At 62.4% G+C, this 22,258-nt stretch carries 26 protein-coding genes; 16 read left to right on the top strand and 10 right to left on the bottom strand.

Annotated elements, in window-relative coordinates:
• The first annotated feature begins 51 nt into the window (after nt 1–51).
• Complete coding sequence (locus V8Z65_RS11895) at nt 52–978, top strand: hypothetical protein (RefSeq protein ID WP_338720275.1); 927 nt, start codon at nt 52–54, stop codon at nt 976–978.
• A gap of 57 nt (nt 979–1,035) precedes the next feature.
• On the opposite strand, the gene ltaE is transcribed toward V8Z65_RS11895, so the two are convergent.
• Together ltaE and V8Z65_RS11905 are read right to left on the bottom strand one after the other, a co-directional pair.
• Nucleotides 1,036–2,058 carry a low-specificity L-threonine aldolase gene (gene ltaE / locus V8Z65_RS11900; RefSeq protein WP_338720277.1) on the bottom strand — a complete coding sequence of 341 codons (1,023 nt, stop codon included), beginning with the start codon at nt 2,056–2,058 and terminating at the stop codon, nt 1,036–1,038.
• On the bottom strand, nt 2,055–2,618 hold the full coding sequence (locus V8Z65_RS11905) for a MarR family winged helix-turn-helix transcriptional regulator (protein WP_338720279.1): 564 nt from the start codon (nt 2,616–2,618) through the stop codon (nt 2,055–2,057). The genes ltaE and V8Z65_RS11905 overlap by 4 nt, the downstream gene beginning before the upstream one ends.
• Nucleotides 2,619–2,697: 79 nt before the next feature.
• Between V8Z65_RS11905 and V8Z65_RS11910 the strand changes: the two genes are divergently transcribed.
• Nucleotides 2,698–3,618 (top strand): DMT family transporter, encoded by a 921-nt coding sequence (locus V8Z65_RS11910; protein ID WP_338720281.1) that lies wholly within the window; start codon nt 2,698–2,700, stop codon nt 3,616–3,618.
• A gap of 4 nt (nt 3,619–3,622) precedes the next feature.
• Here V8Z65_RS11910 and V8Z65_RS11915 read toward each other — a convergent pair whose 3' ends face one another.
• Complete coding sequence (locus V8Z65_RS11915; protein WP_338720283.1) at nt 3,623–4,600, bottom strand: methyltransferase; 978 nt, start codon at nt 4,598–4,600, stop codon at nt 3,623–3,625.
• A gap of 511 nt (nt 4,601–5,111) precedes the next feature.
• Between V8Z65_RS11915 and V8Z65_RS11920 the strand changes: the two genes are divergently transcribed.
• A complete protein-coding gene (locus V8Z65_RS11920; RefSeq protein ID WP_092421346.1) occupies nt 5,112–5,321 on the top strand; it encodes a cold-shock protein in 210 nt (69 codons plus the stop codon).
• 55 nt (nt 5,322–5,376) lie between these two features.
• On the opposite strand, the gene V8Z65_RS11925 is transcribed toward V8Z65_RS11920, so the two are convergent.
• Entirely contained in the window at nt 5,377–6,510 is a 1,134-nt protein-coding gene (locus V8Z65_RS11925) for a PQQ-dependent sugar dehydrogenase (protein ID WP_338720288.1), read from the bottom strand.
• 371 nt (nt 6,511–6,881) lie between these two features.
• On the opposite strand from V8Z65_RS11925, the gene greA reads away from it, so the two are divergent.
• The 3 genes from greA (at nt 6,882) to V8Z65_RS11940 (ending at nt 9,473) form a co-directional block, all read left to right on the top strand.
• Nucleotides 6,882–7,355, top strand: a complete 474-nt coding sequence (greA, locus tag V8Z65_RS11930) for a transcription elongation factor GreA (protein ID WP_338720290.1) — start codon at nt 6,882–6,884, stop codon at nt 7,353–7,355.
• A gap of 157 nt (nt 7,356–7,512) precedes the next feature.
• Nucleotides 7,513–8,463, top strand: a complete 951-nt coding sequence (gene trxB / locus V8Z65_RS11935) for a thioredoxin-disulfide reductase (RefSeq protein WP_338720292.1) — start codon at nt 7,513–7,515, stop codon at nt 8,461–8,463.
• 116 nt (nt 8,464–8,579) lie between these two features.
• Complete coding sequence (locus V8Z65_RS11940; protein ID WP_338720295.1) at nt 8,580–9,473, top strand: LysR family transcriptional regulator; 894 nt, start codon at nt 8,580–8,582, stop codon at nt 9,471–9,473.
• A gap of 10 nt (nt 9,474–9,483) precedes the next feature.
• On the opposite strand, the gene V8Z65_RS11945 is transcribed toward V8Z65_RS11940, so the two are convergent.
• Nucleotides 9,484–9,735 carry a hypothetical protein gene (locus V8Z65_RS11945; RefSeq protein ID WP_338720297.1) on the bottom strand — a complete coding sequence of 84 codons (252 nt, stop codon included), beginning with the start codon at nt 9,733–9,735 and terminating at the stop codon, nt 9,484–9,486.
• Between the two features lie 42 nt (nt 9,736–9,777).
• Here V8Z65_RS11945 and V8Z65_RS11950 point away from each other — a divergent pair, with 42 nt between their 5' ends.
• Nucleotides 9,778–10,485, top strand: coding sequence for an HAD family hydrolase (locus V8Z65_RS11950; protein WP_338720299.1), 708 nt, complete (start codon nt 9,778–9,780; stop codon nt 10,483–10,485).
• 1,181 nt (nt 10,486–11,666) lie between these two features.
• Here V8Z65_RS11950 and V8Z65_RS11955 read toward each other — a convergent pair.
• Entirely contained in the window at nt 11,667–12,869 is a 1,203-nt protein-coding gene (locus tag V8Z65_RS11955; RefSeq protein WP_338720301.1) for a pyridoxal phosphate-dependent aminotransferase, read from the bottom strand.
• A 60-nt stretch (nt 12,870–12,929) separates the two neighbouring features.
• Entirely contained in the window at nt 12,930–13,991 is a 1,062-nt protein-coding gene (locus tag V8Z65_RS11960; RefSeq protein WP_338720303.1) for a LacI family DNA-binding transcriptional regulator, read from the bottom strand.
• Between the two features lie 158 nt (nt 13,992–14,149).
• Between V8Z65_RS11960 and V8Z65_RS11965 the strand changes: the two genes are divergently transcribed.
• Entirely contained in the window at nt 14,150–14,350 is a 201-nt protein-coding gene (locus V8Z65_RS11965; RefSeq protein ID WP_338720305.1) for a hypothetical protein, read from the top strand.
• 75 nt (nt 14,351–14,425) lie between these two features.
• Here the strand turns inward: V8Z65_RS11965 and V8Z65_RS11970 are convergent, their stop codons facing one another.
• Nucleotides 14,426–14,842, bottom strand: a complete 417-nt coding sequence (locus V8Z65_RS11970; protein WP_338720307.1) for a DUF4864 domain-containing protein — start codon at nt 14,840–14,842, stop codon at nt 14,426–14,428.
• 186 nt (nt 14,843–15,028) lie between these two features.
• On the opposite strand from V8Z65_RS11970, the gene V8Z65_RS11975 reads away from it, so the two are divergent.
• The 5 genes from V8Z65_RS11975 to V8Z65_RS11995 all read left to right on the top strand — a co-directional run bounded on the left by V8Z65_RS11975 (nt 15,029) and on the right by V8Z65_RS11995 (nt 19,121).
• A complete protein-coding gene (locus V8Z65_RS11975; RefSeq protein ID WP_338720309.1) occupies nt 15,029–15,286 on the top strand; it encodes a hypothetical protein in 258 nt (85 codons plus the stop codon).
• A gap of 131 nt (nt 15,287–15,417) precedes the next feature.
• A complete protein-coding gene (locus V8Z65_RS11980) occupies nt 15,418–15,846 on the top strand; it encodes a CBS domain-containing protein (protein WP_338720311.1) in 429 nt (142 codons plus the stop codon).
• A 169-nt stretch (nt 15,847–16,015) separates the two neighbouring features.
• On the top strand, nt 16,016–16,642 hold the full coding sequence (locus V8Z65_RS11985; RefSeq protein WP_338720313.1) for a Spy/CpxP family protein refolding chaperone: 627 nt from the start codon (nt 16,016–16,018) through the stop codon (nt 16,640–16,642).
• 184 nt (nt 16,643–16,826) lie between these two features.
• The gene (locus tag V8Z65_RS11990) at nt 16,827–18,059 is read left to right on the top strand and encodes an aminotransferase class V-fold PLP-dependent enzyme (protein ID WP_338720315.1); all 1,233 of its coding nucleotides are present in this window, start codon (nt 16,827–16,829) and stop codon (nt 18,057–18,059) included.
• A gap of 156 nt (nt 18,060–18,215) precedes the next feature.
• Nucleotides 18,216–19,121, top strand: a complete 906-nt coding sequence (locus tag V8Z65_RS11995; RefSeq protein ID WP_338720317.1) for a DMT family transporter — start codon at nt 18,216–18,218, stop codon at nt 19,119–19,121.
• Between the two features lie 114 nt (nt 19,122–19,235).
• Here V8Z65_RS11995 and V8Z65_RS12000 read toward each other — a convergent pair whose 3' ends face one another.
• Nucleotides 19,236–19,616 carry a hypothetical protein gene (locus tag V8Z65_RS12000; protein ID WP_338720319.1) on the bottom strand — a complete coding sequence of 127 codons (381 nt, stop codon included), beginning with the start codon at nt 19,614–19,616 and terminating at the stop codon, nt 19,236–19,238.
• Nucleotides 19,613–20,002, bottom strand: coding sequence for a hypothetical protein (locus V8Z65_RS12005; protein ID WP_338720321.1), 390 nt, complete (start codon nt 20,000–20,002; stop codon nt 19,613–19,615). The genes V8Z65_RS12000 and V8Z65_RS12005 overlap by 4 nt, the downstream gene beginning before the upstream one ends.
• Nucleotides 20,003–20,357: 355 nt before the next feature.
• Here V8Z65_RS12005 and V8Z65_RS12010 point away from each other — a divergent pair, with 355 nt between their 5' ends.
• From V8Z65_RS12010 to V8Z65_RS12020, 3 genes are all read left to right on the top strand, one after another.
• On the top strand, nt 20,358–20,951 hold the full coding sequence (locus tag V8Z65_RS12010; protein ID WP_338720323.1) for a thymidine kinase: 594 nt from the start codon (nt 20,358–20,360) through the stop codon (nt 20,949–20,951).
• Between the two features lie 3 nt (nt 20,952–20,954).
• Entirely contained in the window at nt 20,955–21,344 is a 390-nt protein-coding gene (locus tag V8Z65_RS12015) for an acyl-CoA thioesterase (RefSeq protein WP_338720325.1), read from the top strand.
• A gap of 224 nt (nt 21,345–21,568) precedes the next feature.
• The gene (locus V8Z65_RS12020; protein WP_338720327.1) at nt 21,569–22,225 is read left to right on the top strand and encodes an SH3 domain-containing protein; all 657 of its coding nucleotides are present in this window, start codon (nt 21,569–21,571) and stop codon (nt 22,223–22,225) included.
• Nucleotides 22,226–22,258 lie beyond the last annotated feature (33 nt).

Consider the following 22,258-nt stretch of genomic DNA (forward strand, 5'->3'; position numbering starts at 1 on the left):
CCGTTCATGCTGGCCGCGCTATTCAGCCGCGTCGCTGTTTTGGAGGACTGCATGACCCGTTTTCTCGTCGCCACGGCCCTGCTGCTGGCCGGCACATCCCTCGCCGGCGCCCAATCGCTGGAAAAGCAAATTCGCGATTTCGTCTATGCGCCCGGCTTTGGTGCCGCCGATATCGACGCGCTTGAGGTCAGCCTGATCGACCAATGGTATGATCTGACAGTGATGACACCGGGCGGCACCGTCGGCCCCATCGAAAAGGCCATGTTGATTGCCGACAAAGCCATTGAGGGCATCCGCACCCGGACGGCCATCGACTATGGCGAGGTGATTACCGAAGACGGCACGCCGGTCAGCTTCATCGAATTGCGCCATTTCAATCTCGCCGCCGCCATCCACGCCGAAACCGAGGCCGCCTATGGCCCGGAAAACACCGCCCCACTGGAAGATTTCGGCACTGGCGAGCACATGGCCTGGCGCTTCGTCTTCCAGCCGGTCATGAACAATGCCGCCGTGCTGCTCGAAGCCAGCAGCCGCGTCATTTCGGTCAAGGAGGCGGCCAAGTCCGACTGTACCGGGCGGCCCTGCCTTGATCTCTATGCCGGCTTCGATGCCGCCGAATGGGAAGAGGTCGGCGGCCAAGTCCCGGATTGGCCGCGCCTCTATTCTGACCACTCCGACGAGGTCGCCACCCCCGCCCATGCCATCGCCGAGCTGGCTGTCTTTGGCTATTGGGCCAATGCCGAAAGCGGCCAATATCAATGGACTGGCGGCGAACACCCTGAGGGCGCGCGCGGCGCCGAGCCCTATCGCTTCATCGGCATCGACCGGCATCTGGGCCAGGAGGCCAGCATCGACGCCATTTGGCGCGAGACAAAGCTCAATGATGACGAGCTCGCCGCCATCACCTTCCGCCGCGCCGAAATAGCCGGCAGCGTCCATCTGATGCGTGCCGGCGAACCCCATCCGGGGCGCCCATAGCTTATTTCGCCCTCACTTGTCCGCCCCCGCGTCACCCCCTCCCCCTCAAGGGGAGGGTCAATGTTGGCCGAAAAACCGATCCACGAGATCCAGCGCGGCGGCGACATCGTCCTCGCCCACATCCAGATGCGTCACCCAGCGCTGCTGGCCATAATGGCCGGTAATGCCCACGCCATTCTCGCTTAGAAAGGCCGTGAACCGCTGCCCCAACTCGGCATCCATATCTACCCAGACAATATTGGTATCCGGCGTGGCCACGCGCAGCGCGTCATGCCGCGCCAGCCCCTCGGCCAGCATTTTGGCTCGCCGGTGGTCATCGGCCAGCCGGCCCACATTGTTCTCGAGTGCGTAAAGCCCGGCCGCGGCAAGAATGCCGGATTGCCGCAATCCGCCGCCCAGCATTTTGCGGTTGCGACGCGCCATGCCGATCAGGTCCCGCCGCCCGATTAGCACCGAACCGACCGGCGCACCCAAGCCCTTGGAAAGACAGATCGACACCGTGTCGAACGGCGCGACGAAGTCGCCAATATCCATCCCCAGCGCCGCACAGGCATTGAAGGCCCGCGCCCCGTCCAGATGCAGCCCCAGTCCATGGCGCCGCACGATATCGGCCACACCAAGCATATAGTCCATCGGCAGGGCCCGGCCACCAAAGGTGTTCTCCAGCGCGATAACGCGCGTGCGTGCATAGTGGCTGTCGTCGGGTTTGATCGCCGCCTCGATGTCATCCAGCGCCAGCGTGCCATCGGCCTGATGCGCAATCGGCTGCGGCTGGATCGATCCCAGCACCGCCGCCCCACCAGCCTCGTTGACATAAAGGTGCGCCTTCTGCCCGGCGATATATTCGTCGCCCCGCCCGCAATGGCTCATCAAGGCAAGCAGGTTCGACATGGTCCCGGATGGCACGAACAGCGCCGCATCCTTGCCCAGCATGCCCGCCATCCGCTGCTCGAGCCGGTTGACCGTCGGATCGTCGCCAAAAACGTCATCGCCCACCTCTGCTTCCGCCATTGCGGCCCGCATGCCTGCACCGGGCCGGGTAACCGTATCCGAGCGAAAATCGTGGCGGATGGTGTTCATGCGTTTTTGTCCTCTTCACCGGTTTCAGAAAGGCGCTCTGGACCGCCAATATAATGGGGTGAGTCCGGGTCCACCGACGCAATGAGCTTTGCCAGCAATCGCGACAGGGCTTCGCGCTCCTCGGGCGCCAGGGCACTGACAGTGCGGTTCTTGTTGTCGGCATGCGCTGGCATCAGATCGTCTATGAGCGCCAGCCCCTTTTGCGTCAGCGCCACCAGGGTACCGCGCCGGTCGGTGGGATGGGCCCGTCGCTCCACCAGGCCCTGCCGGGCCAGGCTATCAATACGCGCCGTCATCCCGCCGGAGGACAGCATGGTGGCGCCATAAAGATCGGTAGGGGTCAGCGCAAAGGGCGCGCCGGCCCGCCGCAATGTGGCCAGCACGTCGAATTCGCCGGTCTTGATCCCGAGCGCCGCCAGGCGCGGCGGTGCGTGATGAGTGCCGATAAGCAGGGCAGCCTCGGCGATTTGCCCCACCAGCTTCATGCCCTCGCTTTTCAGATCGGGCCGCTCCAGTCCCCATTGCCGGGCTGCCCGCTCGGCGCGGGTCACATATGCCATCCGTCTCTCCCTCATCTATCTTGACATTAAGATACTTATCATCAAGATAGTTGCATCATTCTTCAGTGAGTCCCTTTTCATGAGCAATTCGGCTGCAACGCCGTCGATGACGCTTGCTCTGTCATCGTCTGCACTTCTGGCGGTATCCGGCTTTCTGCTGGCATTCAACCTCGCCTTGCCCAAACTGGCCTATACCTATGGCTTCGCCCCTCTGAACTATCTCGCTCTAGCCTGCTTCGGCACCGCTATTCTGCTCTGGCTGGTCGCCTGGGCCACGGGCAATCGGCCGCGCCTTGATACCCACACCATCCGCTACGGGCTGGTCGCCGGTCTGCTGACAGTCGTGTTGCCCTCGGGCATTCTGTTCCTGGCCATCCCCCATGTCGGGGCCGGCTTCGTTACGCTGACGGGTGCCCTGCCTCCCATTTTTACCTACGCCCTGGCCCTTCTGCTGCGGTTTGAACCGCCCAATGGTCTGCGGGCTGGCGGCGTGCTGGCCGGTGTCGCGGGCGTGGCGGTCCTGGGCTGGTCCAAATTCACCCTGGCCGACGCCGACCCGGTCTGGATCGTGGTCACTTTGCTCGTGCCGGTCATTGTGGCCAGCGCCAATATCTACCGGGCCCGCTCCTGGCCGAAGGGAGCAACCGCCTTGTCCCTGGCGCCTCTCATGTTGACCGGCGCCAGCTTTTGGCTGGCCATAATCACCATAGGTGGCGGAGATCTGGTGCCGGCCCACCTGGCGTCCGGCGCCCCCATCATACTGGCGCTGCAGATCGCGGTGATGACGGCGCTCTACATCATGTATTTCGTGGTGCAGCGCTATGCCGGAACGGTCTATTTCAGCCAGATCGGCTCAATTGCCGCCGTTTTCGGCACCATCCTGGCCACACTCTGGTTCCACGAGGTCATGCCACCCCTGCTCGGCCTGTCGGCCGCTCTATTGGCTCTCGGCGTCGCGGGCGTAACGCTTGGCCAATTGCTGGTGCGCCACGACAGATAAACCCTCAGGCTGCGCGATCGCCATCGCCGGCCAGTTCATTGGCAGCGCTCACCACCACGTCCGGCCGCCGCGCCACCACCAATATGCCGGTGATTGGTGCGCCACGGTCAAAGCGCAGCACCGCCGTTTCGTATCGCAGCACCTCGAGTCCCGCCGCCACCAGCGCCTCGCGTGTCGCGGCAATGCCATGGGCATAACGCAGGCTGGGCCTGAGGAACAAAGCTTCGTCCCCGTCATGCGCTTCCAGCGAAAAGGCCACCAGCCCGCCCGGCTTAAGGGCGGGCATCAGGGCCGCAAGCACCGGCTGCAACGCCCCGCAATAAATCAGCACATCGGCCGCCGTCACCAGGTCCACATCGGCCCGGCGCGCATTGAGCGTGGCCACCAGCTCGGCCTTTTGCAGCCTGTCATAAATGCCCTTGCGCGCTGTCTCTGCGATCATGGCCGCCGAAATATCCACGCCTTCGAGATGCGCCACCTTGGCGCGCACCCGCTCGCCCATCAGCCCGGTGCCGCAGCCCAGGTCCAACGCGTGCTCGAACCCCTCAAGACCCAGCCGCTCCATCTCCTCGCTGACCAGGTCCATCAGCAGATCCGGCACCCGATAGCCCAGCTTACCCACCAGCGAGTCTTCAAATTGCGGCGCATATTGATCGAACAGCGCCTCGACATAGCCAATGGCCGTGCCCTCGCCCGCCGGTCCCGCATCATGGGCAGCCAGCTTCAGCCGTGCGCCGAAAACACCGTCATCGTCCAGCGCTTCCAGCCGCCGCCAGGCCGCGATCGCGCCCGACACATTGCCGCTCTTTTCGTGAAAGCTACCCACCATGTCCCAACCGGCAGCCCAGTCCGGTACCAGTTCGAGCGCCTGATCCATCAATTCGGCCGCAGCCGCATGGTCACCCTGTTCGGCCAGCATGCGGGCATAGTCCGCGCGCCGGTCGGCGATCACATCGCCGGAAGAAAAGAACGCCTTGATCAAGACGAAAAACTTTCAAGAGAACCGGCCCCATTCAGCGCGGCGCGCGGGATTTGCCGCAATCCGCGGCCAAAGGCAAGCAAATTGGATAGGGCCAAACCTGTGCGCTTTGCCGTCTGTGACCAAAAGTTCACTTTCCATCCGCCCGGACTCGATTAAATATCGGCGAACCAGTGGCATTTGCCCCTCTCTGCCTTTCCATTGGTGACTGCGCGCCAGGCGCCAGCCCGTCCAGCACCGTCCAGGTGTTGGAGACAATTTAGGCCAAGACCTTGTTTTCCTGAAAGGATTTGCCATTCTTTCGGGCGTTTTGTCATGTCTACACGACATATTGATGCCTCCCTGTTTTCAGGCTAGGCTTCGCGCCATCGAATATTGCGGCCGACTGATCTGAAGACGCGAATTCCATTCGCAACTGCTGACGTCATCTTCCGATATTTCGATATCAACTAGGTTCCGGCCAGGTGCACGGCCTGAACCGATCCAGCAGCGACTGCACGAGGGAACGCGCAACATGGCAACTGGTACCGTTAAGTGGTTCAACGGCCAAAAAGGCTACGGCTTCATTCAGCCGGATGAGGGTGGGGCGGACGTTTTTGTTCATATTTCCGCCGTCCAGCGCTCGGGCCTGAATGGCCTGGATGAAGGCCAGAAGGTCACCTACGAAATCGTCAAGGACAAGCGGACCGGCAAATCCGCCGCCGACAACCTGACGGCTTCCTGATCCACGAGCGACAAATTACGGGCGTACCCAGAACCGGGTGCGCCTTTTTCTTTGTCTATTCGCCCGCCCGCGCCACGCGGATCAGCTGGCCATTGCCCGCATCGGTGATCAGGTAGAGCGCCCCGTCCGGCCCAACCGTCACATCCCTGATGCGGCCGAGCGTTCCGGCAAATAGCCGCTCTTCCCCCACCACCTCGTTACCCTCCATGTCCAGCCGCACCAGCACGGTGCCGCTGAGACCGCCCAGCACCAGATCGCCCTGCCAATCGGCAAACATCTCACCCTCGTAAAAATCCAGTCCCGACGGCGAGATCGAGGGGTCCCAATAATATATCGGCTGTTCGAGCCCCGGCTGTGCCTGCCCCACACCGATCGGGCTGCCGTCGTAATTGGTCCCATAGGCGATTTCCGGCCAGCCGTAATTCTTGCCGGCCTCGACCAGGTTCAGTTCATCCCCGCCGCGCGCACCATGCTCCACGGCAAATAATGCACCATCGCTCTCGCGCAAGGTGGCGCCCTGCGGGTTGCGATGCCCGATGCTCCAGAATTCCGGCGCCCAGCCTTCGATTTTCGGATTGTCCGCCGGCACCGATCCATCCGGCGCAATCCGCACCACACCGCCGGCCAGGTCCGCCGGGTTTTGCGCCCTTGCACCATTGCCGCGCTCGCCCAGCGTCACGAACAGGTTGCCGTCATGGCCGACAACGATGCGCGACCCGAAATGCCGCGTCGAGCCGTCGAAATTGTTCATGCGGAAAATGATCGCCTGATCAACGAGTTGGCCGCTATTGCCGTTTGTCTCCAGCTTTGCCGCCATCACTGCCGTCCCGGTGCCACCCTGGCCCGGCTCGGAAAAGCTCAGATAGAGCTGTCCGGTCTGGGCAAAATCCGGGGCCAGCTCCACATCGAGCAAACCGCCCTGCCCTTGGGCCACCACGTCGGGCACCCCTTCTATGGGATCGCCCACCACGCCATCGGCGATGATCCGCAATCGCCCCGGCCTCTCGGTCACCAGAAAGCGCCCATCGGGCAGAATGGAGAGCGCCCAGGGATGTTCCAGCCCATCAGCCAGCACCGTCGCTTCCAGTTGACCGGCGCTGCTCTCGGCCGTTTCCTGCGCGGCCGCCGGAGACAGGGCAACAGCGCCACCCGCCAGCAGCGCGGCGATAAACCTGATGCAATCGGCCATGGCAAAACCTCCTTGAGAAATCTCCAGCCACCGGACCGGGCATAGATGGCCTCAGCAAGGCAGGATGCGCAGTTTCGCATCCTCAGGGCACAACAGATTTGCACCATTTGGCCCTTGCACCCTTGTGTAAACTCCCCATCTCCTTGCCGTACCCCGGCTTGACCGGAACGCAGCGGTTGGGCAAGCTGGCTTGCATCTCCCACTTAAACTTGTCGTGACGCGATTGGCCGAACGGAGTTTGGCAGGGAGACACCGTGCCGGGCACAGGATGCCGGACATGGTCCAACATCAATTTCAGGCCTGTCGCGGCCCGGATAACCCGGTCATGCGGCGGCTTTTGTTATGCCGAGCCCACTGGAGGCAGCACAATTATGGACAAGGTTCCGATGACGGTTCAGGGCCACAAGGCCCTTGCGGCTGAGTTCGAACATCGCACCAGCAACGAGCGCCGTCGCATTATCGACGCCATTGCTGAAGCCCGCGCCCACGGCGATCTGTCTGAAAACGCAGAATATTCCGCCGCCAAGGAGCAGCAGAGCCTCAATGAAGGCCGCATCAAGGAGCTCGAAACGCTTCTGGCGCTGGCCGATATCATCGATGTCAGCAAGTTGAGTGGTGACACCGTCAAGTTTGGCGCCACCGTCACCTTCATCGATGAAGATACCGAGGAAGAAAAGACCTATCAGGTCGTGGGCGATCCCGAGGCCGATGCCTCTGCTGGCCGCATCTCGATTTCCTCGCCGCTCTCCCGCGCCATGATCGGCAAGGAGGAAGGCGATTCGTTCGAGGTTGCCGCGCCCGGCGGCGCCAAAAGCTATGAGATCGTCAAGATCCGCTACGTCTAGCGCCTAAACTTTAGGCACCAGCCGAAATTCCTGTGTCTTTCCTGTTCACTCCCGCCGGCATCTGTGCGGCGGGAGTGACTTTGCCTTGAAACTGTGCGCCTTCGCCTCTTAAGTAAGAGACGAGGGAGTATTCCTGACCTGTTGGAGAGGCGTCGCGATGCACGCGAAAGTCATCATTATTGGCTCCGGCCCGGCCGGCTATACCGCCGCCATCTATGCAGCGCGCGCCATGCTCGAACCGGTAATGATCCAGGGCCTGCAGCCCGGCGGTCAATTGACCATCACGACCGATGTCGAGAACTATCCCGGCTTTGCCGACGTCATCCAGGGCCCCTGGCTCATGGACCAGATGAAGGCTCAGGCCGAGCATGTCGGCACCCGCATCGTCAATGACATCATCGTCGAGGTCGATCTGGACAAGCGCCCCTTCGTGCTGACCGGCGACAGCGGCGACACCTATACCGCCGATAGCCTGATCATCGCTACCGGCGCCCAGGCCAAATGGCTTGGCCTGCCCTCCGAACTGCAATTCCAGGGCTTTGGCGTTTCCGCCTGCGCCACCTGCGATGGTTTCTTCTATCGCGGCAAGCAGGTGCTGGTGGTCGGCGGCGGCAATACCGCGGTCGAGGAAGCCCTGTTCCTCACCAATTTCGCCGAAAAGGTTATCGTCGTGCACCGCCGCGACGAGTTCCGCGCCGAACGCATCCTGCAGGAGCGCCTGTTCAAGCATCCCAAGATCGAGGTGCGCTGGAACACTGAAGTCGCCGAGGTTGGCGGCACCTCCGCGCCGCCATCGGTCAATTCGGTCACCCTGCGCAATACGCTGACGGGCGAAACCTATGACCAGCCGATCGACGGTGTCTTCGTCGCTATTGGCCACGCGCCGGCAACCTCGATTTTCGCGGGCAAGCTCGACATGAAGCCTGGCGGCTATCTGCAGGTAAAGCCCGGCACGACCGAAACCAATGTGCCCGGCGTCTTTGCGGCCGGCGACGTTACCGACGATGTTTACCGGCAGGCCGTCACGGCTGCCGGCATGGGCTGCATGGCCGCGCTCGATGCCGAACGGTTCCTGGCCGAATACGAACTGGCCGAGGCGGCGGAATAATCCCGTACATGCAGCGCGTCAGTCATACCACCGTCACAATTTTTGCGCCTCCCTCGCCTCCGGTCTGGGTTGCGGCCCGACCTGGCTGAGAACACACAAAAGAAAGCGCCGCGAACATGCTCGACTGGGACAAGCTACGGATCTTCCACACCGCCGCCGAGTCGGGTTCTTTCACCCATGCCGCCGAAAAGCTCGGCATGAGCCAGTCGGCGGTCAGCCGCCAGATTTCCGCGCTGGAAGATGATCTCGGCCTCAAGCTCTTCATCCGCCATGCGCGCGGCCTGGTGCTCACCGAAGTGGGCGAGCAGCTCTTCCGCACCGCGCACCGCATGCATTGGGAACTGCAGCAGGTCGAAACCCAGATGTCCGAAAGCCAGGACGTCCCGACCGGCCCGCTGATCGTCACCACCACGGTGGGTATCGGTTCCACCTGGCTCAGCTCGCGCCTGGACGAATTCCTCAAGCTCTATCCGCTGATCCAGCTCGAAATCCGTCTCAATGATGCCGAGCTGGACCTGGCCATGCGCGAGGCCGACGTTGCCATCCGCCTGCACCGCCCCAACCAGTCCGAAATGATCCAGCGCAAGCTGTTCACAGTCCACAACCACTTCTATGCCGCCGATACCTATATCGATGAGCATGGCATGCCGTCCTCGCCCGAGGATCTGGATAATCACCGCATCATCAGCTTCGGCGAGCCCGTGCCGTCCTATCTGGGCGATATCAACTATCTCGAGCGCATGGGCCGCGCCGATTCCAGCCCCCGCCGCGCGGCGCTGCGCGTCAACGCCATCTACGGCATGATGCAGGCCTGCCGCGCCGGCATCGGCATCGCCATGCTGCCCGACTACGTCACCGAGAAAGAGGATGGCCTGGTCCAGATTCTCCCCGAGATCGAACTGCCCGCCTATGAGGCCTATTTCGTCTATCCGCCCGCCCTCAAAAACTCCAAACGCGTCGGCGTCTTCCGCGACTTCCTGGTTTCGAAAGCACGCGAGTGGAGCTTCTAGGCAGGCGCCTTCAGTCTGCGTTCCAGTCAGCGACTCGCTCGAAAAGTCCAGTAAAAGGAAAGTCTGGCTTGACCAGGCGCCATATCTCGCCGCTATCGAGATGTTGAAACCACTCTTCGTCAAAGCCGCCCACGCTGTATGGAGCGGACACGGGCACCTTGATGGCCGTTCCACCTGCTATCTGTTCCATAATCCAGGCTTCAAAGCGAAGGACTTCACCTGGACTGCGAAAGCCATCTATTTTCTCCCAGTAGTTTGTCATTTCCACATCCAGCCGAGCCGTTAGGCCCTATGGTACAATGCCATGCCTCGCATCACCACCATCGCCCTCGATGCCGATGACACCCTCTGGCAAAACGAGCAATTCTTCCGCCTGACCGAACAGCGCTTTGCCGATCTGTTGCGCGACCATACCGACGCCCCCGATCTCAATGACCGCCTGATCACCGCCACGGCGCGCAATCTGCAATTCTATGGTTTCGGCGCCAAGAGCTTCACCCTCTCCATGCTCGAAACGGCCCTGGAAATCACCGAGCACCGTGTCCCCGGCACGGTCATTGCCGAAATTCTCGCTGCCGGCCGCGAACTGCTCGATTATCCGCTCGAAACCCTGCCCTATGTTGACGCGGCCCTCGAGCACCTGCAGCACAAATACCGCCTGATCCTGATCACCAAGGGCGACCTTCTCGATCAGGAGCGCAAGCTTGCCGCCTCCGGCCTTGCCGAATATTTCGCCGCCGTCGAGGTGGTCTCCGACAAGACCGAGCCGGTCTATCGCCGCATCTTCGAGCGGCATACCGAGGGCGCCGAGCACACCATCATGGCCGGCAATTCCCTCAAGTCCGACATTCTGCCCGCTCTGGCTGCCGGCGCCTTCGCCGCCTATGTCCCGCACGACCTCACCTGGTCTTATGAGCATGCCGAAGAGCCCCAGGGCCGATCGCGCTATGTCCGCATTGCGCATCTGGGCGAGTTGCAGAGCGCCATCGACCGTTTCGAATCGCAGAGCTGAGCCTGGGCTGGGGGTCGGCGCCCCGGATTCGACCACAAACAATGCGCAGCGCCTGCATCAATTTGCAGCACGCCGCCCTAAACGCGGTCACAAATCACCCTCCAAAACCGGGGCAACCCACCGTACTGGAGCGCATGATCGTTGATTTTGTTATCTTTTTTCGCCTCCCATGCATGTTTTGCATGGCAGACATAACCTGAAGCGGATTGGCGTACCGCCACGTCGCCCCTATATGCCCACCCATCACAGCGGGTGTTTCTCCTCCCTCCCTTGCGCCCGCTGCGTTCCCTCCTGACAGACCTCGTGCCTGTCCTCCTTAGGGCCCTGCTCTCCCCTCGAGCGGGGCCTTTCTTTTTGCCCTTCTGGTTTGGCCAAGCCCTGCAAAAACGCATGGCTGACATGTCACTTTCGGGATTGTCTATCAAACCGGTAGAGTTCATATAGGACCCATCGCTGAGGCGCGCTCCGATCTCCTCCTCCCTTCGGACCCCGCATCGCGATACCGGACCAAGGATCTTCTCCTCCTCCCTAGATCCAAGGTCCATGGCAGAGCGGCATATTCCTCCTCCCTTGCTCCTCTGCCCCACTTTCGATTTGGCTTCGGCCCTATCATCAGGCCCCATCTCCGGATGGGGCCTTTTTTTTCGGCACCTGGGCCAACCTGTCATCAACCTGTCGGTCTGCCTAGAAAACGGACAGATTGTCGCTGTGCCTAATGCATAGCAGTTATGATGCGGAATGCATTGCTGACCAAAAGGTCAAATCCTATATTCAAAGCGTCGACAGGACGCCGCTCCGTATCCTCCTCCCTCGGACCCGCGTTAGTCGACACCGGATCGAAACCGCATCCTCCTCCCGCGGCGACGATCCACCGGTCTGGTGCAAATCCTCCTCCCTTGCATCTGGGCCATCACTTGCGATTTGGCTTCGGCCCTATCATCAGGCTCCAACTTCGGTTGGAGCCTCTTTTTTTGCCCGCCGACGGCCCGCGAATCTGCATAGCAGCACTTCCGATTGCGCGTTTGTGCTGGCCTCGCCTCTATTGGATATTGCGCCCAACGGCGGCGTTCGTGGTGACCCGCCCCTCCAAGGTCAGCGGCCCTGCCAAAGACCGAACGGCCCCGCCCATCCCCTCGGGCGGGGCCTTTTTCTTTTCTGGGATGGCCCTGAGCGGCTCGGGGCTAGTGAATGCCCGCGCAAAACCCCTGAATGCGCTTCACTGCCTCTTCCAGCTCCGCATTGCTCGCCGCATAGCTCAGGCGGAAATGCCCCGGCAGGCCGAACGCGGTGCCATGCACCAGCGCCACCCCAGTTTCCTCCAGCAGCGCCAGCACGAAATCCTCGTCGGTCACCAGCTTGGTGCCGCCCGTGCTGGTCTTGCCCAGCAAGCGCTGGCAGGACGGAAACACATAAAATGCCCCCTCCGGAGTCAGGCAATCGAGCCCGGTATTGGCGTTGAGCCCGGCCACCACCATGTCGCGCCGCGCCTGGAATACCTCGCGCCAGTCCTTGAGGAAGTCCTGCGGACCGTTCAGCGCCTCGACCGCCGCCCATTGCGAGATCGAGCTGGGATTGGTGGTCGACTGGCTCTGCAGCTTCACCATCGCGGCCAGCAATTCCTTCGGCCCCGTGCAATAGCCGATGCGCCAGCCGGTCATGGCATGCGACTTGGAAACTCCGTTCATGGTGAGGGTCCTGGCCTGCAGCCGGGGCTCCACCTGGGCGATGGTGGCAAAGGTCCTGCCGTCATAGACCAGCGCTTCATAAATGTCGTCGGTGAGAATGTGCACGTGGCTATGCCGCATCAGCACCTCGGCCAGCCCTTTGAGTTCCTCAGCCGAATAGGCCGCCCCGGTCGGATTTGATGGCGTATTGAGAATGAGCCACTTGGTCTTGGGCGAGATGGCCGCTTCCAGCGCCGCCGGCGTCAACTTGAACCCGGTGGACGCATCGGCCACCGCAAAGACCGGCTCAGCCCCGCAGAGCCGCACGATTTCCGGATAACTCACCCAATAGGGCACCGGCACGACCACCTCGTCACCCGGATTGAGCGTCGCCATCAGCGCGTTGAAAATGATCTGCTTGCCACCAGAGCCGACGAAGCAATCCGCCGCCGTCACCTCGAGCCCATTGTCACGCCGGAACTTGGCTGCCACTGCTTCCTTGAGCTCGGCAATGCCGTCGACATTGGTATAGCGCGTCTTGCCTTCGTCCATGGCGCGTTTGGCGGCGTCGCGCACATGCTCGGGCGTATCGAAATCCGGCTCCCCGGCCGAAAGGGCGATAATGTCTTTGCCCTCGGCCGCCATGACCCGCGCCTTCTGGCTGATTGCCACAGTCGCCGACGGCGCCACGCGCCCCAATGCATCGGACAGAAAACCCATCATCGCCTCCAACAAGTGCGACAAGGGTTTAGAATATCGGCGATCCTTGCGAAAGGTCCCTTATTGCGGCGCCGGTCCCGTGCTGTCGCGCAGGATCAGTGGCAGCGGCAGAACCGCCTCCGGATCGATCGGCTCACCATCCAGAATGGCCGCCACGGCCAGTTCCGCCATGGTCTCGAACGGCTGTTGCACCGTGCTGAGCGCCGGCACCGCGTCAGCCGACTCCGGCACCCCATCAAATCCGATAACCGACACATCCTGGGGCACACGCAATCCCCGGCTGGTCAGCCACCCCATGGCGAACAGCGCCACGCGATCCGACATCCCCAGAATGGCCGTCGGCGGCGCCGGAAGCGCAAAAAGCTGCTCCATGGCCGCCCAGACCCCTTCATGCGTACTGTCGGTATCGGCATAGGGAATGTCGCGCCGGTCGATCCCGCCCCGCTCCAGGCCGGCCCAATAGCCCAACACCCGGTCCCGCACGGTCAGATAGGGCGTTTCCAGCACCTGCTCGGGCGCAGGCAGATGTCCGTTCCACATTTCGCCAATACCCAGGATCGCCACGCGTTTATGCCCCAGGCCCACCAGATGGTTGGCGGCCGCTTCCGCCCCGCCGTGATTGTCGATGGCAATGCCCGGCGCATCGCCCAGCCCTTCCTCCATGCCGAGCGCAACAAAGGGCAATTCGCGCTTCTCCGTCTCGCCAACCAGCGCCCGGCCCTCTTCGGCGCATAAAAGCACCAGCCCATCGACCAGCGCGCTCTGGATATTCCAGGCCATGCGCTCGTCATTGCCGCTCGAAACCAGCGAGAGCCCCGCCCCGCGCCGGTCACAGGCCGCCGACAAGGCAAGCATGGCTGTCCGGGCCCATTGATCCGCGAAAAAATAGGTCAGCGGCTCGGCCGTGGCGACGCCAATGGCATTGACCTTTCCCGCGCGAAGCAGGCGGCCCGTCAGGCTGGGCCCGGCATAGCCGAGTTTGCTGGCCGCCTCATGCACACGCTCGCGCACTTCGGGCCGCACCACATCAGGCCGGTTGAACACATTGGACGCCGTCCCCTGTGACACCCCGGCCGCCCGCGCGACATCCCGCAACCTCACCGGGCCACCCGGACTGGTCATTTTTCGCTCTCCATGACCGGCAGATAACAAATTTTTTGTATCGGTTCAATTAATCTTGACAGCACGACCCCGAACCTTCATTTTTGAACCGATTCAAGAGCGATCATGTTCAGCAATTGAATCGATTCAACTTCACCGGAGAGTCACGGAGTCGAAAAATGATCCCCGCCAGCTACCTGTTCAAGGACGCCTTCCATCAATCCTTCTACGAACCCGATATCGAAACTGCTGTCGAAAGGCATCGGCGCACCCGCGGCGGTCTGGGCATATTCACCTGGCTGCGGTTCTGGCCGGCCAGGGCAAATAGGGGTTCTGCCAAGGCGGCGCTCCACCGGGCCCGCCACGTCTTCCAGGGCTGATGGCCGCGCGCCAGAGCACTTCTGGAATAGGCGGATTGCCACCTGTCCGGTCCGGACACGCGATAAAACAAGAACCTAAATGCCCAGCCCCGACGTACTGCGCAGCACCACGCCCTGCACCCGCCAGCCCTCATCGCGTTCATCGGCGAGCTGATAGACCGCTTCCCATACGCGTCCATCGGCCCCGATGAACTCGACCTCCTGCAACACCACGCCCGGCGCCAATTCCCGAAACGCGCCAAAGCTATGCGATCGCGATTGTCCGATAGGTCCATAACCGGACCGCACCACATCATCGGCGAATTGCTGCGGATTGCTTTGATAATTGGCCCGGAACGCGGCCCCGGCAAAAGACAGCGCGGTTTCGCCATCCGCACTGCGCAAGGCCAGGATCTGCCCTGTCACCGTTTCACGCCATGGATATTGGGCGTCCTGCGCCGCCACGGGCAAGAGGAGCATCACGCTCAAAATAAGGGTCCAGAGTACGCGCATTGGCCGTCTCCTCGCTTCCAGCGGGCGCCGCCCGCCACACTTCTGCCCTCAAATAGTCCCGTCCTGACCGCCTTCACTTCATAGTCGAACCGTTTTTATCTGCTTTCATACGACCATTAGAAGCGAGGATAAGACGTCGATCCCATGCAAATATCTACGTCCCCCAGGCGCAAAAGTTTCAGGCTCATGGCTGTTTTCGGTGCCATAGGCACCGCCCTGGTGGCCATTGGCGCTCTGTTGATCGGTGTCGCGCCGGTCCAGGCCGCCAATATTGCCGCCCAGCCTGATACCCAGATCGCGGTTTTCATGGTGCCGCTGACGCTTCTGCTCCTTGCCCTGCTATTCGAGGTCGCGCGTTTTGTCTGGCGCGGCCCCGTACCGGCTCAGACTGCTACCCGTCCCGCCCGTCAAACCGATTGGGCGACCCAGGACAGCCAGCGCTAAGCCACTGACATTGTTTCCCCCTGACGACCAACTGGCCGGCCCTGTGCCGGCCGTTTCTTTTTGACTTTCGGCCTATTGCCGACCGGTGGCGGCGGGTTCACACTCGCCTTCTCTTTCAGGAGGACTGACCCATGCATGTCGATACCATCCTGCAGACCAAGGGGGTCTCCGTTTACACCCTGCCCCCGACCGGCACTTTGGCCGACGCCGTCAACCTGCTCAATGCGCACAATATCGGTGCCGTGGTCATCACCGATGACAAGAAACGCATCGTCGGCATTCTTTCCGAGCGCGATATCGTGCGCCAGCTTGGCAAACACCCCTCCGGAGCGCTCGCCCTTTCCATTGCCGATTGCATGACCAAAGGCGTCGTCACCGCCGAGCGCACCACGACCATCGATCAGGTCATGGAAGTCATGACCAGGCGCCGCATCCGCCATATGCCGATTGCCGAAAACGGCATATTGACCGGCATCATTTCCATTGGCGACGTGGTCAAGCTCAAGATCGCCGAGGTCGAACACGAAGCCGAGGCCCTGCGCGAATATATTGCGAGCTGACATCGATTGCCCCTTGTGACAGGGCCGGGCCCGGCGCAGGCCCCGGCCCTTGCCACCTTACCAACCTCTCCAACTCTTCATGCGCCCGCAAGGTCGCGAAAAGTTGAGCTTCCCTAAGGTCACATCCATGCCGGTTACCGGCGATATCCCATGCAAAGGATGAATGACCATGAAGACGATTTCCACCACCGCCATCGTGGCCCTGATTGCGGCCTCCATTGGCCTCGGTGCCCTCGCTCCGGCCATGGCCCAGAATGCGGGCGCCGGCGCTGGCCCGGCGGCGCAAAAGCAGCCAATGGGCCCGGCCGACGGCACCGAGCGCGGCTTCCGCAACGGCCCGGGCATGCGCCAGGGCGGCGGCGAACGCGGCCTGTTTAATATTGAGCGCGGCGCCGAAGCCATCGAGATTGCCGCTGTCCGCCTCAGCCATGCCATCGACCTGACGGACGAGCAGACCGTACTGCTCGAAGCCCTCAAGTCCGATGCCCTGGCCGCCGCCGCCGCATTCGATGCTGCCACTGAAGGGCTCCGCCCCGCCCGCCCGGCCGCTGGCGACACCGCCGAGCGTCCCGACATTTCGGAGCGCTTCGACAATCGCATCGCCATCGAGACGGCGCGCCTCGCCGCGCTTGAAGCTGTGCAACCGGCCTTCACCGCCTTCTTCGACAGCCTGACCGACGATCAGAAGGCGGAATTGGCGGCGCAGCACGGCGACCGCATGGTCGGCATGGGCAAGCACCAGGGCGGCTTTGGCCAGCATGACGGCCAGCGCCCCATGGGCCAGGGCAACCGCTAATCCCGGCGCTCCGATACCGGCCTTCAGACCCGGCCTGCTGCCCCTTCGTCGGCAGGCCGTCCCAGTGGCGTTCGCCCTCGCCCCCAAACCGGCGACCGCCACCGACCCCGGCTCTCAACAGCCGGGGTTTGCTTTTGCCCGCACCTCGAATACGACAGGAGAGACATTTCCCTGCGGGCAATCCATGACCACTCTTCCCCTCGACCCCACGCGCATCCGCGCCCTGTTCCCGGCCTTCGCCGAGCCCAGCCTTGCCGGCCAGGCTTTCTTTGAAAATGCCGGTGGCTCCTATACGGCCCAGGCCACGCTCGACATTCTCGATCACTATTATCGCGCCACCAAGGTGCAACCCTATGGCGTCTATGCTGCCTCCGAGGCGGCCGGGCAGGCCATGGACCATGCCTATGAGCGGCTGGCCCAGGCCCTCAATGTGCCCGCCGACTGGATCCATATCGGCCCCTCCAGCTCCGCCAATACCTATGTGCTGGGCAAGGCCTTTGCCGATTGGCTCAAGCCCGGCGATGCCGTCATCGTCACCAACCAGGATCATGAAGCCAATACGGGCAATTGGCGCCGCCTGGCCGACCGCGGCATCGAAGTGCGCGAATGGCGGGTGGATACCGAGACCGCCCGCCTGTCGCTCGATGCACTCGACGCGCTGCTCGATGACAGGGTCAAGCTGGTCGCCGCGCCACATTGCTCCAATATTGTGGGCGATATCAATCCAATTGCCGACATCGCCAGCCGCGCCCATGCTGTGGGCGCGGTCCTTGCCGTTGATGGCGTCAGCTATGCGCCCCACGGCTTGCCGGACCTCAAGGCGCTCGGTGCCGATATCTACTTTTTCTCGGCCTATAAGACCTATGGCCCCCATCAGGGCATCATCGCCGTTCGCCCCGAACTGGCGCGCGCCTTGCCCAATCAGGGGCACTATTTCAACGACGCCAAGCTGCGCTATCGCCTGACACCGGCAGGTCCTGATCATGCCCAGATCGCCGCCAGCGCCGGCATTGTCGACTATCTCGAACAGGTCGCCGCCCTTGCCCCGGCCACCGTTCAGGGTGTGGATCCGTTCCGCCGCGCCCATGCCGCCATGCGCGCGCAGGAAATTGCGCTTGCCGCCCCATTGCTCGATTATCTGCGAGTCCGCAACGACTTGCGCATCATCGGCCCATCCGATCCGCAGAAACGGGCCCCGACCATTTCAGTGCTGCATGCCGAACCCGGTATCGACCTGGCGCGACGCCTCGCCAAACACGGTGTCATGGCCTCCGGCGGCAATTTCTATGCGGTGCGTCTGCTCGAGGCGCTGGACATCGATCCCCACAATCACGGCGTCCTCCGCCTCTCCTTCGTGCACTACACCACGCCCGCAGAAATCCAGCAGCTCATCACCGCGTTGGATGCCGAACTCTGACACCGGCGCTGTCATAACCACGACACCGCCCTCGGGCTTGACCCGAGGGCCAGTCTCAGCGGACGCCGAAACCTTGGCGCAGATCGCCAGAGGCCCTCGGGTCAAGCCCGAGGGCGGCCCGGTCAGAGTCCGCCAAGTTCCAAAGAGTTAGCCCCCATGTCTCGTCCTCTCGCCTCCCTTGTCCTCCTGCTCTGCACCATGTTCTGGGGCTTTGCCTTCATCGCCCAGAAATCGGCCATGGACGCCATGGGGCCGCTGACCTTTGCCGGCGTCCGTTTCCTCATCGGCGGTCTGCTCATCCTGCCGCTCGCCCTGCATGAATTGCGCCGCAAGGCCATTCGCCTCACCGGCACCCATTGGTTCTTCATTCTGGCCATGAGCACGGTCTTCTTCCTAGGCTCATGGCTGCAACAGGCGGGCCTGGCCACCACCACCGCTACCAATGGTGGTTTTCTCACCGGACTCTATGTTTTCTTCGTGCCTTTGCTGGGTTTCCTCCTGTTCCGCACCCGCCCGCATCCGATCATCTTTGTCGGCGTGCCCATGGCGTTGGTCGGCATCTATTTCCTCAATGGCGGGGGCCTCGACAGCTTCAATGCCGGGGATTGGCTCATCGTCTGCAGCGCCATGTTCTGGGCCATGCATGTCATCCTGCTCGGCCATGTCGCCAGGATGACCGGCCTGCCCATCTTCGTGTCCTCCGTCAGCTTCCTCGTCGCCGGTATCGCTGCCAGCATCATCGCCCTGCCCACCGAGGCGCCCACCTTTGCAGGCATTGCCGCCGGCTGGCTCGAAATCGCCTATGCCGCCGTGCTTTCCACAGCTGTGGGGTTCACCCTCCAGGCCATCGGTCAGCAACATGTGCCTGCAGCCAATGCGGCGATCATCCTGTCGGCAGAAAGCCTCTTTGCAGCTCTCGGCGCCGCTGTGGTCCTTGGCGAGCGCCTGCCTCTGGTCGGCTATGCCGGCGCCGCCCTCATCTTCGCCGCCATCCTCCTGGTCGAGGCCATTCCCCCGCTTTGGGCTCGCCGCAAGGTCCACGTGCCGCGTACCGTCAATTAAGGGGGTAGATCAAAGCTCTCGCGCTCCTGCGCGCCCTCGCCCCTCTGGGGAGGGGTCAGGGTGAGGGGATCCGTGCCAGGCCGGCACTGGGGTCATCAGAACAACTGGCGATTTCTACTCGCCATACCGGTACATCTGGTAGCTCTTGCAGATCACAAAGGCCACGCAACCCTTGAGCGTGATCTGGTCGGCGCTGACCTGGGTAATCGTCCCCGCCGCGCTTTGCCCATAGATGTGCAGGTCACCCTTCCACTGCCCCGGCCGCGTCTGCCGGGCATGGTCGATCAGCATGGTATTGAGATAGGGCAGGTTTTCCGCATTATCGGCCCCATTGCCCAGCCAGACCAGCTCGGCGCAAAGTTCCGTGCCGTCCCCGCACAGGGTCACCTCATAGCGCGAATCCCGCATTTCGATTTCCCACAGCCCGACCGGCGAGGCCATTGCCTGTGTTGCGGCCAGAAACGCGAGCGCGAAGCCCGATAATAGCCGGATCACGGTGCGTGCCGATACATCTGATAGGTCTTGCAAACCACCAGGAACGCGCAACCCGACAGGGTCATCTGGTTCTCGCTGCGCTGGGTGATCGTGCCGCTCAGTTTGTGGCCGAACAGATGCAGCGTGCCCTTCCATTGCCCCGGGCCGGAAGGGGCCAGAGCATCGGCCATGGGGCGGTTGAGGTAGGGCTTGTACTGCTCGTTATAGTCAGCGTCCGAAAGCCACACCAATTCACCGCAAAGCCGCGTTCCATCCCCGCACATTTCGAGCGAAAACCGCGTATCGCGCGTTTCCAGCTCCCAGATGCCATCGGGCGAGGCCATGGCGGGCACAGCCGGCACAATTGCAAGAACAAGGGCGGCGAACAAACGGGGTATACTGAACATGGTCGACCTTTTGCACATCTGGCCCCTATAGCCTGGTTCCCGGCACCTGAACCCAAGCTGAACAACAGGTCCAGGCAATAAAACGGCACTTGTAACAAGCACGTCACGCCGCTGTCATCTTGCCTTACTAGGGTCCGCCTATCCCGGCTCCCCCCATTGGCCAGGATTGTCGGCCCCGCGTCCCCAACGCCGCGCCGGCATCGGAAGGCCCGGACCGCCAACCCCCGGCTTTCCCGACCGACAGGATCGGTCCTGGCCGCCTCAGGGCGGCCTTTTTTTGTGGACCGCGCTCTATTTTGCCTCGCACCGGCCCCGTCCCTGCGCCAAAAGTGAAGCCCCTGTTTCAGGCGCGACCATGGCCAAGCTCTATTTTTCCTATGCGGCGATGAATGCCGGCAAGTCTACCTTGCTGCTCCAGGCTGCCTATAATTACCGCGAACGCGGCATGCGGGTACTGCTTTTCACCTGCGCCGCCTATGCCGGCGGTAAACCGGGGGTCATCAGCTCGCGCCTGGGCATATCCGAGCCCGCCGAACTTTATGACGACGATGTCGATCTCTATGTCCGCATCCACGATTATGCGCTCGAATCCAAGATCGATTGCGTGTTTCTCGATGAGGTTCAGTGCCTCACCCGCGAACATGTCTGGCAATTGGCGCGCGTCGCCGACCGGCTCAATATCCCGGTCATGTGCTATGGTCTGCGCACCGACTTTCTCGGCCGCCCCTTCCCCGGTGCCGTCGAGCTTCTGGCCATCGCCGATAGCCTGCGCGAGATCCGCACCATCTGCTGGTGCGGCGCCAAGGCGACTATGGTCGTACGCCGGGATGCCAATGGACGGGTGCAGACCGATGGTAATACCGTGGCTCCCGAAAAAGCCGACTATGTCTCGCTCTGTCGCGAACACTGGGAAGAAGCGTTTGGCCGCTGGCCGGTAAAAGGACCCTGAACCATGCAGAATGACGCGACCGAGCCCACCGGCGCCCTGACCATCCGCACCTTGGCCATGCCCGCAGACACCAATCCGGCCGGCGACATTTTCGGCGGCTGGGTCATGAGCCAGATGGATATTGCCGGCGCCATCGCCGCGGTCGAACGGGTCAAGGGCCGAGTGGTGACCGTGGCCGTGGAGGCCATGACCTTCATTGCCCCGGTCAAGGTCGGCGACGTGCTCTGTGTCTATGCCACCATCGAACGGGTCGGCACCACCTCCATCACTGTGGGTCTCGAAGCCTGGGTGCGCCGCAACCGGCTCGATGATCGCACCAAAGTCACCGAGGCGCGCTTCGTCTATGTCTCGCTGGACGAAACCGGAAAAAAGCGGGCCATACCCGCCCAATAAACCACGCCATCGCGTTCAGATTGCGTTCAGCCAGCGTTTGCATAAATGTTCCCGGCGCGCAGATGGCGCCTGGAGCATGCAATACTAGCGCTTTCTCCAGGACACCACCGGAACTCTTTGCGCCAGGACTTCGTTTCTGGAGTCACAAACAAAATGGCGCGGCCGCCGAACAGCGTCGTCCCGGATGTCCGGGACCGGCAAGGCCGAGCCGGAGGGAACATGTCATGCACCGTCAGACCCGCAAAAATCTTCTCAATCTGGCCACCGGCATTGCCGTGGCCGCCGCCGCCGTCGTCGTCTTCCTGCCCGCCGCCCAGGCCGCTCCCGGCACCGCCACCAGCAATGTCAATGTGCGCTCCGGCCCGGGCACTGGCTACGCGGTTGTCGACACCCTGCGCCGTGGCGAACAGGTGGATGTGCAGCGCTGCCAGGCCTCCTGGTGCTATGTGGTCAAGCCCGGCCCTGATGGCTGGGTCTCCGCCAGCTATCTCAGCGCCGGTGGCCGCCCGGTCAATCCATCCAATCCCGGCATCTCCTTCGGCTTCACCATTGGCGGCCCCGATGGCCCACAGATCAGCATCGGCGTTGGCAACCAGCCCCAGCCGCGTCCCCCGCGTCCCCCGGTGATCCAGCCCGTTTACGAGGATGTGTGCTTCTACGACCGCACCCGCTTCCGCGGCGACAGCTTCTGCATGGAACAGGGCGAAGCGGTTCGCGATCTGCGCGGCTGGACCGACCGGATTTCCTCTTTCGACAATCCCGATGGCCTGGAAGTACAGGTCTGCTCGCAGCCCGGCTTCCGCTCCTGCCGCACCTATACCACCGGCGCCTCCTCGCTGGGCGATTTCGACGACTACATCGCCTCGGTCCGCGTGCGATAATAGACTTTCAGCAACAAAAAGGCGCCGCTCGGC

The sequence above is a fragment of the Devosia sp. XK-2 genome, from assembly GCF_037113415.1.
In the GTDB taxonomy this organism is placed as follows: Bacteria; Pseudomonadota; Alphaproteobacteria; order Rhizobiales; family Devosiaceae; genus Devosia.